Below are 12,154 nucleotides of genomic sequence, written 5' to 3' on the forward strand. Positions count from 1 at the left end.
AGTCTGCCGGCGTCGGTCATCGCGGCGCCGGGCCGGATCTGGCGCCCGCTCGGCGCTCTCGCGACGCGCGCTCATGCATGATCCAGGCGAGCACGCGGCGGCGGACGCGGCGACCGCGTCCGCCGTCCTCAGCGTCGACGATCGTCGCGGCGCGGCCGGTGCCAGTAGGCGTAGACCATGGCCGCGACCGCGGTCAGCACCGTCGCCTGCACCGGAGCCCACCAGCGGTTCCACCAGTCCGGCGGCGCGGTGGCGAATCCCGCGCTGCCGGTGGCGATGTCGCAGAGCGGCACGCCATGCAGGGTCGAGAGGCTGGCGTAGCGCGCCACCAGCAGGACCGTCGGCGGCAGCAGCAGGGCGTGCGGCAGCGCCAGCCAGCGGGTCGGGCGGGCGTGGCGGCGCGCCAGGCCGAGCAGGAGCAACGCGACGACCGCCAGCGGCACGCCGAGCAGCAGGCTGGTCAGCCAGGTGTCGGTGTCGCCCTGCGTGCAGGTGGTCATCTCGACCAGCAACGCCTGCCCGACGGCGAGCCAGGACATCCCCCAGCCGACGCAGGCGAGCAGCGACCAGGTCGATCGGGTCATCGCGCCGCCCTCCGCCGCGCGTAGGCGACCAGCGCCGCGGCGAGCGCCGCGAAGGGCAGCGCGGTGAGCCCTGCTTCCAGCCAGCCGCTCTCGGCCGGTGCGCGCAGCGCCAGCACGCCTCCCCAACCGGCGACGATCAGTCCGGCGAAGAGCACGCCCATGAGGGCGTCGCCGGCGATCAGCCCGGAGGCGAACAGGACGGTGGGGTCGTCGTCGCGGTGGCCGCGCCCCCAGCGCGCCGCGATCAGGCCGCCGAAGATGAGCGACGCGGTGGTGGTGATCGGCAGGTAGAGCCCGATCGCGAACGGCAGGCTGGCGAGGCCGGCGAGCTCGGCGATCGCCGCCAGGGCGACGCCCAGGGCGAGCAGCGCCCACGGCAGATGGCCGTGCATGACGCCCTCGGCGAGCGTCGCCATCAGCCTGGCCTGCGGCGCCGGCAGATCCGCGGAACCGAGCGTGTAGGCGGCGTGCAGCAGCGCCAGCAGCCAGCCGGCGCGCAGCGCGGCGACGGCGACGCCGACCATCTGCGCCAGCTCGAGGGCGCGCGGCGTCGCTCCGACGAGGGCGCCGCACTTGAAGTCCTGGATCGTGTCGCCGGCCAGCGCCGCCGCGGTGCAGACCACCGCGGCGACCGCGAGCGTGGCCGCGGTGCCGGTGCGGCCATCGTAGCCGAGCGCCGCCAGTACCGCCGCGGTGACCAGCAGCGCGGTGATCGTCATGCCGGAGATCGGCTGCGAGGTGGTGCCGATGAGGCCGACGATCTGGCCGGAGACGACGACGAAGAAGAAGCTGAAGACCAGCGCCAGCAGCACCTCGGGCCCGCGCATCTCGTAGGCGGGCACCAGCCACATCGCCAGGCCGAGGGCGGTGGTGGCGCCGATGACCACGAGGGGCGGCAGGTCGCGTTCGGTGCGCGGGCCGCCGGTGCTCGCCGGCGCCCGGGCGGCGGCGAGCAGCGAGGCGCCGGCGCGCCACATCACCGGCGCGGCGCGGGCGATCGACCACACCCCGCCGCAGGCCACGGCGCCAGCGCCGACGAAGCGCACCTGGGTGCTCCAGATCGCCTGCGGTCCCTGCGTCGCGAGGTCGACTGGCAGCCCGAGCAGCGTCCCGGCGGCGGTGCCGGCGACCGCGTCGAACAGCGGAATCAGCACCATCCAGGCCAGCAGGCCGCCGGCCAGCATGATGGCGGCGATGCGGGCGCCGACGAGATAGCCGACGCCGAGAAAGAGCGGCGTCAGCTCGGCGCCGAACGACAGCTTGTGCAGCGAGGCGGCGCTGACGAACAGCGCCTGGTTCCACAGCAGCAGGCCGCGCGAGAGGAACTGGTAGAGTGCGCCGAGCGCGATGCCGACGAACACCGGCTGGGTCGCGGCGCGGCCGCGATCGCCGGCGATCAGCACCGTCGCGCAGGCGGTGCCCTCGGGGAAGGGCAGGCGGTCGTGCTCGGCGATGGTCAGCTCGTGGCGCAGCGGGATGAGCATGACGACACCCAACAGGCCGGCGGTGGCGGCGAGCAGGAAGATGCGGAAGCCGCTCGGATCGTAGCCGAGGAAGATCAGCGCCGGCACGGTGAAGGCGATGCCGGCGGCGAGCGAATCGCCGGACGACGCCGTCGTCTGCACGACGTTGTTCTCGAGAATGGTCCCGCGGCCGAGGATGCCGCGGAGGACGGCCATCGACAGCACCGCGGCGGGAATCGAGGCGGAGGCGGTGAGCCCGACCTTCAGCGCCAGGTAGGCGTTCACCATCCCGAAGGTCGCCGACAACGCCATGCCGAGCAGGATGGCGCGGACACTGAGCTCGGCCGGCGCCAGCGCGGCGCTGACGTAGGGCGCCGGCGCCGGGGATGCGGACTGCCGTCGCGCCGCCGCCATCTCGCGCTGCGCCGGCGCGCTCAGTCGAGCGGCTCGAAGCACTCGGCGCGGACGATGTCGTCCAGCGTCTCGCGCCGCGCCGCCAGGTGCAGGCGGCCGTCCTCGAGCCAGACCTGCGGCACGCGCCCCAGCGAGTTGTAGTGCGAGCTCATCTGCAGGCCGTAGGCGCCGGTGTCGTGCAGGACCAGCAGGTCGCCGACCCGCGGTCGCGGCAGCATCCGTGGGTCGAGCAGCTCGCGGTCGTCGCGGGTGAAGACGTCGCCCGATTCGCACAGGGGCCCGGCGACGACGAGCGGCTCGGGCGGCGTCGCGGCGCCGGCGCCGTGCACCGTGATGTGGTGGTACGAGCCGTACATCGCCGGCCGCACCAGATCGGTGAAGCCGGCGTCGACCATGACGAAGGTGTGGCCGGGCCCCTTGTCGTTGCTCGTCGTCGCCTTGACGTCGGTGACGCGCGCCACCAGCACCGCGCTCGGCGCCACCAGATAGCGGCCGGGCTCGATCTCGACCCGCAGCGCGCGGCCGGCTCGCGCGCTCAGTCGGCGCTGCGCGTCGGCGAGCGCGCGACCGACCGGGGCGAGGTCGATGGTCGGCGCCTCCGGCCGATACGGATGCGGGATCCCCCCGCCCATGTTGACCGCCTCGAGGGCGGGAAAGTCGGCCACCCAGTCGGCGAGGAAGTGCGCCAGCCGCCCCATGTTGGCGGTGAACTCGTCGATCTGCGGGCCGCTGCCGACGTGGGCGTGGAGCAGGACGATCGGCAGCCCGGCGCGCTCCGCGGCGCGCCGCACCGCGTGCAGATCGTCTGCCCAGATGCCGTGCTTGGAGCTCGGGCCGCCGGTGTCGGTCGCCTGCACGTGGCCGTGGCCGAAGCCGGGATTGACGCGGACCCCGATCGGGCCGCGGTAGCCGGCGCGCTGCAGGGCGTCGAGCATGCCCGGCGAGCCGATGTTCGGCAGGACGCGGTGCTCGAGCACGACGTCGAGGGCGTTGTCGCGGAAGACGTCGGCGGTGAGCAGGACCACCGGCGGTTGCGCGCCGGCGGGGAAGCCGGCGGCGAGCGCGCGCAGCACCTCGTTGCCGGAGACGGCGTCGATCCACACGCCGGCGTCGCGCATCACCCGCAGGACGCGGCGCAGCGAGCAGGCCTTCATCGCGTAGCGCGCCTGCACCCCGTCGCCGGGGGCGATCGCCCGCACGTCGGCGATGCGGCGGCGCAGCGTCCCGGCGTCGTAGAGGTAGAAGGGCGTGCCGACACGGCGGGCGATCGCGTCGAGATCGACGGCGGCGAGAAAATCGGCGGGCATCGTGCGGTCCGTAACAAGGCGGGTAGCGCAGGGCAACCGGCGCGCCGCGACGGCATGGCGCCGGCGCCCGCCCGCGGGCGGCGAGCTTTTCCCGCCGCGATCGCTGGGCTAGGAGGTCCGCATGTCGCCGCGGCGCGTCGAGCGAATCGGCCTCATCGGGCTGGGCAAGCACGGGCTGCGCTACGCGCGCCACATCACCGGCGAGCTGCCGGACCTCGCGCTGGTGGCGGTGGCGCGCCGCGACGCGGCGCAGCTCGAGGCGGCGCGCGCCTTCGGGGCGGAGGGGTTCGCCGACTACCGCGCCATGATCGAGCGGGCGCGGCTCGACGCGGTGATCGCGGTGGTGCCGCCGACGCTGCACCTCGACATCGTGCGCGCCGCCGCCGCCGCCGGTCTGCCGCTGCTGCTCGAGAAGCCGGCGGCGCCGACGCTCGCCGACGGCCGCGCCATGCTGGCGTTCCTGCGGTCGCAGCCGATCCCGGTGATGGTCGCGCAGACGCTGCGCTACAACGGCGTCGTGCGCGCCCTGACGGCGGCGCTGCCGCGCGTCGGCCGGGTGCGCTCGTTGAGCTTCACCCAGCGCTTCGAGCCATCGCCGCTCGACTGGCTCGACGACCCGGCGCGGTCGGGCGGCGGGATGACCCTGCACACCGGCGTGCACGCCTTCGATCTGTGCCGCCGGCTGAGCGGTCTGGAGGCCGATCGGGTGAGCTGCCAGATGCAGGCCATCCGCACCCGCCGCACGGAGGACAACTTCGCCGCCACGATCGCGCTCGGCGGCGGCGCGGCGCTCGCCACGGTGGCGTGCGCGCGGGTCGCCGGCGGCCGCAACGGGCACATCGAAGTGGCCGGCGAGAGCGCGACGCTGCTCGGCGATCACGTGCTCGGCACCGCGTCGCTGGTGGTCGGCAACACGGTCGAGCCGCTGCCAGTCGCCGCCGCCGTGGCCACGGTGCGCGAGGTGGTGCGCGACTTCGTCGCCGCGCTGCGCGCCGGCGCCCCACCGCCGATCCCGCTCGCGGAGGGGTTGCGGGCGATCGCGATCGTCGACGCCTGCTACGCGGCGGCGCGCGCCGGCCGCGTCGCGGACGTCGAGCCGCTCGCCGCCTGAGCGCCGCGGCTTGCGTTGCGGGCCGCGCCCAGGTGACATCGGACCATGGCGGGCACGCTCTACGTGGTGGCCACGCCGCTCGGCAACCTCGAGGACATGACGCTGCGGGCGGTGCGGATCCTGAAGGAGGTGGCGCTGATCGCCGCCGAGGACACGCGCCACAGCCGCACGCTGCTGGCGCACTTCGGCATCGAGCGCCCGCTGACCAGCTACTTCGACCACGTCGAACGGGAGCGGGCGCCGAAGCTGGTCGAGCGCCTGCGGCGCGGCGAGGACATCGCGCTGATCTCGGACGCCGGCACGCCCGGCATCGCCGATCCGGGGTACCGCCTGGTGCGGGCAGCGATCGACGCCGGCATCCGCGTCGTGCCGATTCCGGGCCCGTCGGTGGTGACCGCCGGCCTCTCGGTCGCGGGCGTGCCGACCGACCGCTTCGCCTTCGAGGGCTTCGTGCCGGCGAAAGCGACGGCGCGGCGCCACTTCTACGAGGCGGTGGCGCGCGAGGATCGCACCGTGGTCTGCTTCGAATCCGGGCGCCGCCTCGTCGAATCGCTCGCCGACCTCGCGGCCGCGATGCCGGACCGCCAGGTGGTGATCGGCCGCGAGGTGACGAAGCTGTACGAGGATTTCGTCCGCGGCCCGGCGGCCGAGCTGGCGGCGCGCGCCGGCGACCTCGTCGCCCGCGGCGAGGTGACGCTGTTCATCGCGCCGCCGGCGGGCGAGACGCCGACGATGACGGCCGAGGCGCTGCGGGCCGAGATCGCGCGCCGCCGCGCCGCCGGTCTGCACCTGAAGGAGATCGCGCGCGCGCTCGCGGCCGAGAGCGGTTGGCACGCGCGCGACGTCTACCGGCTCGGGCTCGAGCGCGACGGCGACGACTGAGCGCGGCGTGGTTTCCGCGTAGACAAAGACCAGGTCCGCTGGTAGCGATCAGGGGCCATGCAGCGCGCGCAGCCGATCCGCACCCGCCCGGGACGCAAGCCGGGCGAATTGATCGTCACGCTGCCGCCCGGCTGGGAGCTGCGCCTGCGGCGCGTGCTGCGCGAGATGATGGGCGACGCCCTGCCCAACCCGCGCGAGCGCGGCCTGACGCCGCAGCAGCGCGCCGCGCGCCTGCGCGAGCGCCAGCGCCGCATCCGCGAGGCGATGTGCCACTTCCTCAGCGAGCTGCTCACCGCCGACATCGTCGGCAAGGAGGTGGCGCTGTCGAGCCGCAGCCGCCTCGGCGCGCGCAGCGGCTCGCTGCGCGAGCACGTGCAGGCGCTGCTGCGCGAGATCGGCGTCGTCCGTCCCGTCCCCCCGAAGGGCCGGCGCGCGCTCTGACGGACAGCCCAGGCGGCGGCCGCGCCCGCGGGGCCGAGGGGCTACTCGAAGGGCGGCTCCTCCCACCAGGGATAGAAGTCGGGCATGTCGGTGCTGGGGCTGAGGGTGAAGCGCGGTGGCCGCTTGTCGAGGAAGGAGGTGACGCCCTCGCGGGCATCGGCGTTGCGACCGGTCCACTGGACGCCGCGCGAGTCGATGCGGTGCGCCTCCATCGGGTGGGCGGCGCCGAGCATGCGCCACATCATGGCGCGGGTCAGGGCGATCGACACCGCGGAGGTGTGCTCGGCGATCTCGCGCGCCAGCGCGTGGGCGGTGGGCAGCAGGTCGTCGGGCGGCACGACGCGGCTCACCAGGCGGCCGGCCAGCGCCTCCGCGGCGTCGAACACGCGGCCGCTGTACGTCCACTCCAGCGCCTGACCGATGCCGACCACGCGCGGCAGGAACCAGCTCGAGCAGGCCTCGGGGACGATGCCGCGGCGGGCGAACACGAAGCCGAAGCGCGCCGCCGACGAGGCGATGCGGATGTCCATGGGCAGCGTCATGGTGGCGCCGACGCCCACCGCCGCGCCGTTGATGGCGGCGATCAGCGGCTTGCGGCAGTCGAACAGGCGCAGGGCGACCAGCCCGCCGCCGTCGCGGCGCACCGCCGTCGATGCCGCGGCGCCGCCGTAGTCGAAGGCGCCGCCGCCGCCGCTCAGGTCGGCGCCGGCGCAGAAGCCGCGCCCGGCGCCGGTGACGACGATCGCCCGCACCGCGTCGTCGGCGTCGGCGCGGTCGATGGCGGCGATCAGCTCGCCGCACATGCGCTCGGTGAAGGCGTTGAGCTTGTCGGGGCGGTCGAGGGTGAGGGTCAGGACGCGATCGGCGACCGCGTAGCGGATCTCGCGGAACTCCATGGGCGGTGCTCCTCTGGGCTCAGGGCTTCTCCGCCGCCCGCAGCTTGGCGCTGGCGGCGCGCGGATTGGCGGCGATCTCGGCCTCGTCGGCCACGATCGGTTTGCGGTGCAACAGGCGCAGGCGGCCGGCGGCGGCCTGGTCGCGCAGGAAGTGCTTCACCATCCGATCCTCGAGCGAGTGGAAGGCGATGACCACCACGCGCCCGCCCGGGGCGAGCGCGGCGGCCGCCTGTGGCAGCACCTCGGCGATCTGCTCGAGCTCGTCGTTGGCGGCGATGCGCAGCGCCTGGAAGACCCGGGCGGCGTCGCGCGCGGCGCGCCAGCGCGCGCCCGGGGGGAGGGACTGCGCGATCGCCGCCAGCAACTGCCCGGTGGTGGCGATCGGCTGCTCGCGCCGGCGGGCGACGATGGTCCGCGCGATGCGCGAGGCGAAGCGCTCCTCGCCGTAGTCGCGCAGGATGGCCGTCAACTCGTCGGCGTCGCGGCTGGCGAGGATCTCGGCGGCGCTCTCGCTGGCGTCGTCGTTGGGATCGAAGCGCATGTCGAGCGGCTCGTCGCGGCTGTAGGAGAAGCCGCGGCCGCTGGCGTCGAGGTGGAAGGAGCTGAGGCCGAGGTCGAACAGGATGCCGTCGACCGGCGAGAACTGGTGCGCGGCGAGGATGCGGCTCAGGGCGGCGAAGCTGCCCGTGGCGAGGTGCAGGCGGCCGGCGTCGATGGCCGGCGCGCAGCGGCCGGCGAGCGCGGTGAGGATCTCGGGGTCGCGGTCGATGCCGAGCACGCGGCCGTCCGGCGCGCAGGCGTCGAGCACGGCGCGCAGGTGGCCGCCGCCGTTGGCGGTGGCGTCGACGTAGCGGCCGCCAGGGCGCGGCGCCAGGGCGTCGAGCACCTGCCGCAGGAGGACCGGAACGTGGACGGGCGCGCCGGCGGCGGGCATCGGGTCGGGCGCGCTCAGCGCGCCAGCAGGCGGTGGTAGAGCGCCAGATACTCCTGGGCGCGGCGCGTCCAGGAGTGGTCGAGCTGCATGATGGCGCGCATCAGGCGCCGCCAGGCCTGCGGCTGCTGGGTGTGCAGGCGCCAGGCGCGCAGGATCGACTCGGCGAGGTGGGCGGCGTCGAAGGGGGTGAACGAGAAGCCGGAGGCGGTGCCGTCGGCCGCCGTCGCCGGGGTGTAGTCGACCACCGTGTCCCTGAGCCCGCCGGTGGCGTGGACGATCGGCACCGTGCCGTAGCGCTGGCTGTACATCTGGTTGAGGCCGCAGGGCTCGTAGGCGCTCGGCATGAGGAAGGCGTCCGCGCCGCCCTCGATGAGGTGCGCGAGGCCTTCGTCGAAGCCGACGGTGGCGGCGACCTGACGCGGATACTGCGCGGCGAGGGCGCGCACGCCGGCTTCGATGCCCGGGTCGCCGGCGCCGAGGATCACCAGTTGCAGGCGCAGCGGCGCGACGATGTGGAAGGCGTCGCAGATCAGCGGCATGCCCTTCTGCCAGTCGAAGCGGCCGATGGCGGCGAGCAGCATCGCCTGCGGGTCTACCGGCAGGCCGCTGCGCTCCTGGAGCGCCCGCTTGCAGGTCGTCTTGCCGGCCAGGTCGTCGGCGCTGAACGCCGCCGGCAGGTGCGGATCGGCGGCGGGGTTCCAGCGGCTGACGTCGATGCCGTTGAGGATGCCGGACAGCTTGTGGCGGTGGGCGCGCAGGACGCCGTCCAGACCGGCGCCGGCCGATGGCGTCTGGATCTCCTCGGCGTACGAGGGCGAGACGGTGGTGATGGCGTCGGAGAAGAAGAGGCCGCCCTTCATCAGGTTGAGGCCGCCGTGGAATTCGAGCGCCTCGGGGTGGAACCAGCTCCAGCCGAGGCCCGCGGTCAGGACCTCGCTCGCCGGGTAGTGGCCCTGGTAGCCGAGGTTGTGGATGGTGAACACCGAGGGCGTGCCGGGCAGGGCGCCGGCGCGCAGGTAGCAGGGCAACAGGCCGGTCTGCCAGTCGTTGCAGTGGACGAGCGCCGGTGGCGCCTCGAGGACCTGCCCGAGCGCGATGGCGGCGCGGCAGAGGAGGGCGTAGCGGGCGACGTTGTCGGCGTAGTCGGCGCCGTGCTCGTCCACGTACAGCGCCGGCCGGTCATAGAAGCCGTCGTGGACGACGAACGCCATCTGGCAGCCATTGCGCTCGAGGAGGCGGAAGCGCAGCGGGTGGTCGACCGGGCCGATGCGCAGCGGGGGCCCGTCGACGTCATGGAAGGCGAGCCCCTCGCGGGCGATCGCGGCGGCGGCGCTGCGGTAGAGCGGGCTGACGACCGTCACAGTGCAGCCGCTGGCGGCGAGCGCCGCCGGCAGCGACTCGGAGACGTCGCCGAGTCCGCCGGTCTGACTGAACGGCCGGACCTCCGAAGTCACGAAGGTGAGCCGCACCGATCATGCCTCGGAGGTCTCTGGGGTGATCTTCACCGAGCCGGGCTCGTGGATGCGCGGCTGGATGCTGCCGGGCGGCGGCAGCGAGGAGCTCTGGATGATCGGGCCCTCGCGCGGCACGATCGCGCCCTTGGGGATGACGACGACGCCGCCCGGGCTGATGTGGAAGCGCTCCGCGTCGGCCTCCGGGTCCTCGCCGATGACGGTGCCGTCCTCGATGGTCACGTACTTGTCGCAGATCACCCGCCGCAGGCGGGCGCTACGGCCGATGTTGCTGCCCTGCATCAGGATCGACTCGGCGATGTCGCAGAAGCTGTGGACGAAGACGTTGTTGAAGACCACCGAGTCCTGGACCCGGCCGCCGGAGATGATAGCGCCGTTGGCGACGATGCTGTCGACCGCGTGTCCGCAGCGGCCGGCGGCATCGAAGACGAACTTCACCGGTGGGTACTGCAAGAGCACGGAGCGGATCGGCCAGGCGTGGTTGTACAGGTTGAGCATCGGCGAGACGCTGCGCAGGTCCATGTTGGCGTCGAAGTAGGAATCGATGGTGCCGACGTCGCGCCAGTAGCCGCGCTCGCGCTCCCCCTCGCCGGGGACGGTGTTGTCGAGGAAGTTGTAGGCGTACACCGGGTAGCGGCTGATCATCGCCGGCAGCACGTCCTTGCCGAAGTCGTGCGAGGAGTCGGGAGTGGCGTGATCCGCGTGCAGGACCTGCTCGAGCACCTCGGTGTCGAAGATGTAGTTGCCCATCGACACCAGCGCCTTGGTCGGGTCGCTGGGGAGCGGCCTGGGGTCGGCCGGCTTCTCCTCGAAGCCGACGATCCGCCACTGCTCGTCCACCTCGATGATGCCGAACTGGCCGGCGGCCTCCTGGCGGTCGAAGGGCAGCGCCGCGACGGTGCAGGCCGCGTGGTGTTCGCGATGGAAGTCCATCATCTGCCGGACGTCCATCTTGTAGATGTGGTCGCCGCCGAAGACGGCGACGTCCTGCGGCATCTCGTCCTGGACGAGGCTGAGGTTCTGATAGATGGCGTCGGCGGTGCCGATGTACCAGCCCATCTCGCCGACGCCCTGGGCGGCGGGGATCGGATCCACGTAGTGCTCGGCCAGCGAGCCGAAGTTGAAGCCGCGCGCCAGGTGGATGAGCAGCGAATTGCTGCGGTACTGGCTCAGCACCTTGACGCGGAAGAAGCCGCTGTTGATGAAGTTGCTGAGGACGAAGTCGATGATGCGGTAGCGGCCGCCGAAGGGCACCGCCGGCTTGGCGCGGTCGCGGGTGAGGGGATAGAGCCGCTCGCCGCGCCCACCCGCCAGGATCATCACCAGGACATCGATCATCGTTCCGCCGCGCGGTCGGCGTTGCGGGCCACGCGCTGCTCGCTCGGGCTGCCGACCCAGGCGGTTTCGCAGCCGAGCGAGCCGATTTCAAGCCGTCCCGCCGCCGCCGGCAGGGCGAGACGCGAGCGGTCTCGGCTGGCGTCCCTTCGCCGCCGGTCGGGCGCGGCCCACCGGCCGGAGCGCTGGCGCGGAGGACTGCGCTCGCGGCGCCGGTGTCAGGCGGCGCGGCGCGAGCGGCGGCCGGGCGTCTGCACCTGGTGGCGTCCGCGGCCGGCCTGCAGCCGCGGGCGGCGGAAGCCGCGCTGGCGCTCGCGCCAGCCGGCGATCACCTGGCGGACGCGATCGACGTCCAGGCCGAGCACGTCACACAGGGTGCAGAACGCGAACGGCCAACTGCGGCTGTTGCTGGCGAACCAGCGCTCGGCTTCGAGCGCCGCCGTGCCGCGCTCCTCGCCCGTGGCGCTGGCGCCGCAGAGCACGGCGCTGATCGCTTCCTCGAGCACGGCCACCATCAGCCGCCGTTCGGGCTCGGTGCGCGGGTCGTTCAGCGCCGGGAAGAACTGCGCCGGCAGGACGACATCGTCGCCCTCCCCGTCCGGCTGCTCGTGGTCAGCGTATCGTTCAGCAGGTTGCCCCATCTCTAGCTCCGATTTCTCCCAGGTATTCCCTCGTGAAGATGGAATAAACTGGCGGAATCTTCTGCCGCGGGGGCCCGCGAACTGCCTATCCGGTCGGATTGCTGTGTCGACTGGCACGGCGGGCAGCGCCAGTGGGCAGCAAAGACGATCGGCGCGCGGCTATTTCTGGCTCGCGGCGCGGAGCAGCGCGGGGGGCGCGAACCAGTGCAGGATGCCGGCCGACTTCGCCGGCAGGCCGTCCACCTCGATGGCCGCCACGCCCGCCTTCTTGAACGGCAGCGGGATGCGATGGGCCGAGCCGGTGAGGAGGTGGGAGGCGAGCTCGCCGAGACCCGGCTGGTGGCCGACGAGCAGGACCTGGGCGGCGCGCCGCGGCAGGCGCAGGCCACTGGCGATCGCCGCCGCCGCGCTGCCGCCGGCGAGCAGCGGCGTCAGCTCGACCTCGCGATCGGGCGCCAGGACCTTGGCGGCGATCCGCGCCGTTTCCTGGGCCCGCCGCAGCGGGCTGGAGATGATGGCGTCGAGCTGCAGGTCGAGCGCGCGCAGGCCCTCGGCGACCTGGGTCGTCTTGCGGATCCCCTCGTCGGTGAGGGCGCGTTCCGCATCGCTGCCGTCGCGACTCGCGTCCTCGGCGATCCCGTGCCGCATCAGGTAGAGCATCACGGTCATGGCGA

The 12,154-nt window shown here is 73.7% G+C and carries 12 protein-coding genes; 3 read left to right on the forward strand and 9 right to left on the reverse strand.

Annotation, left to right across the window (positions count from 1 at the left end):
• Positions 1-128: 128 nt before the first annotated feature.
• Genes KF840_26460 through lysA form a run of 3 tightly spaced genes read right to left on the reverse strand, consistent with a single transcriptional unit; the run spans position 129 to position 3,768 of the window.
• Complete coding sequence (locus tag KF840_26460) at positions 129-584, reverse strand: hypothetical protein (protein ID MBX3028452.1); 456 nt, start codon at positions 582-584, stop codon at positions 129-131.
• Positions 581-2,503 (reverse strand): oligopeptide transporter, OPT family, encoded by a 1,923-nt coding sequence (locus tag KF840_26465; GenBank protein ID MBX3028453.1) that lies wholly within the window; start codon positions 2,501-2,503, stop codon positions 581-583. Before KF840_26465 ends, KF840_26460 begins: the two co-directional genes overlap by 4 nt.
• Positions 2,482-3,768: a diaminopimelate decarboxylase gene (gene lysA, locus KF840_26470; protein MBX3028454.1), complete on the reverse strand. Its 1,287-nt coding sequence runs from the start codon at positions 3,766-3,768 to the stop codon at positions 2,482-2,484. The genes KF840_26465 and lysA overlap by 22 nt, the downstream gene beginning before the upstream one ends.
• A 121-nt stretch (positions 3,769-3,889) precedes the next feature.
• Between lysA and KF840_26475 the strand changes: the two genes are divergently transcribed.
• Genes KF840_26475 through KF840_26485 form a run of 3 tightly spaced genes read left to right on the forward strand, consistent with a single transcriptional unit; the run spans position 3,890 to position 6,202 of the window.
• A complete protein-coding gene (locus tag KF840_26475) occupies positions 3,890-4,879 on the forward strand; it encodes a Gfo/Idh/MocA family oxidoreductase (protein ID MBX3028455.1) in 990 nt (329 codons plus the stop codon).
• A 45-nt stretch (positions 4,880-4,924) separates the two neighbouring features.
• A complete protein-coding gene (rsmI, locus tag KF840_26480; GenBank protein ID MBX3028456.1) occupies positions 4,925-5,761 on the forward strand; it encodes a 16S rRNA (cytidine(1402)-2'-O)-methyltransferase in 837 nt (278 codons plus the stop codon).
• 57 nt (positions 5,762-5,818) lie between these two features.
• Entirely contained in the window at positions 5,819-6,202 is a 384-nt protein-coding gene (locus tag KF840_26485) for a hypothetical protein (protein ID MBX3028457.1), read from the forward strand.
• Positions 6,203-6,243: 41 nt separating this feature from the next.
• Here KF840_26485 and KF840_26490 read toward each other — a convergent pair whose 3' ends face one another.
• The 6 genes from KF840_26490 to sixA form a co-directional block, all read right to left on the reverse strand.
• Entirely contained in the window at positions 6,244-7,098 is an 855-nt protein-coding gene (locus KF840_26490; GenBank protein MBX3028458.1) for a crotonase/enoyl-CoA hydratase family protein, read from the reverse strand.
• Between the two features lie 19 nt (positions 7,099-7,117).
• Entirely contained in the window at positions 7,118-8,032 is a 915-nt protein-coding gene (rsmH, locus tag KF840_26495) for a 16S rRNA (cytosine(1402)-N(4))-methyltransferase RsmH (GenBank protein ID MBX3028459.1), read from the reverse strand.
• Positions 8,033-8,046: 14 nt separating this feature from the next.
• Positions 8,047-9,501, reverse strand: coding sequence for a glycogen synthase GlgA (gene glgA, locus KF840_26500; protein ID MBX3028460.1), 1,455 nt, complete (start codon positions 9,499-9,501; stop codon positions 8,047-8,049).
• 3 nt (positions 9,502-9,504) lie between these two features.
• Positions 9,505-10,842: a glucose-1-phosphate adenylyltransferase gene (gene glgC, locus KF840_26505; protein MBX3028461.1), complete on the reverse strand. Its 1,338-nt coding sequence runs from the start codon at positions 10,840-10,842 to the stop codon at positions 9,505-9,507.
• 215 nt (positions 10,843-11,057) lie between these two features.
• Positions 11,058-11,480: a hypothetical protein gene (locus KF840_26510; protein ID MBX3028462.1), complete on the reverse strand. Its 423-nt coding sequence runs from the start codon at positions 11,478-11,480 to the stop codon at positions 11,058-11,060.
• A gap of 159 nt (positions 11,481-11,639) precedes the next feature.
• The gene (gene sixA / locus KF840_26515; protein ID MBX3028463.1) at positions 11,640-12,149 is read right to left on the reverse strand and encodes a phosphohistidine phosphatase SixA; all 510 of its coding nucleotides are present in this window, start codon (positions 12,147-12,149) and stop codon (positions 11,640-11,642) included.
• Positions 12,150-12,154: the final 5 nt, after the last annotated feature.

The organism is bacterium (genome assembly GCA_019637795.1).
Lineage (GTDB): Bacteria > Desulfobacterota > Binatia > HRBIN30 > CADEER01 > JAHBUY01.

What these genes read in the sequence shown, in the direction of transcription:
- KF840_26460 (MBX3028452.1), bottom strand. Translation starts at nt 584, where the DNA reads ATGACCCGATCGACCTGGTCGCTGCTCGCCTGCGTCGGCTGGGGGATG.
- lysA (MBX3028454.1), bottom strand. Translation starts at nt 3,768, where the DNA reads ATGCCCGCCGATTTTCTCGCCGCCGTCGATCTCGACGCGATCGCCCGC.
- KF840_26475 (MBX3028455.1), top strand. Translation starts at nt 3,890, where the DNA reads ATGTCGCCGCGGCGCGTCGAGCGAATCGGCCTCATCGGGCTGGGCAAG.
- rsmI (MBX3028456.1), top strand. Translation starts at nt 4,925, where the DNA reads ATGGCGGGCACGCTCTACGTGGTGGCCACGCCGCTCGGCAACCTCGAG.
- KF840_26485 (MBX3028457.1), top strand. Translation starts at nt 5,819, where the DNA reads ATGCAGCGCGCGCAGCCGATCCGCACCCGCCCGGGACGCAAGCCGGGC.
- KF840_26490 (MBX3028458.1), bottom strand. Translation starts at nt 7,098, where the DNA reads ATGGAGTTCCGCGAGATCCGCTACGCGGTCGCCGATCGCGTCCTGACC.
- rsmH (MBX3028459.1), bottom strand. Translation starts at nt 8,032, where the DNA reads ATGCCCGCCGCCGGCGCGCCCGTCCACGTTCCGGTCCTCCTGCGGCAG.
- glgC (MBX3028461.1), bottom strand. Translation starts at nt 10,842, where the DNA reads ATGATCGATGTCCTGGTGATGATCCTGGCGGGTGGGCGCGGCGAGCGG.
- KF840_26510 (MBX3028462.1), bottom strand. Translation starts at nt 11,480, where the DNA reads ATGGGGCAACCTGCTGAACGATACGCTGACCACGAGCAGCCGGACGGG.
- sixA (MBX3028463.1), bottom strand. Translation starts at nt 12,149, where the DNA reads ATGACCGTGATGCTCTACCTGATGCGGCACGGGATCGCCGAGGACGCG.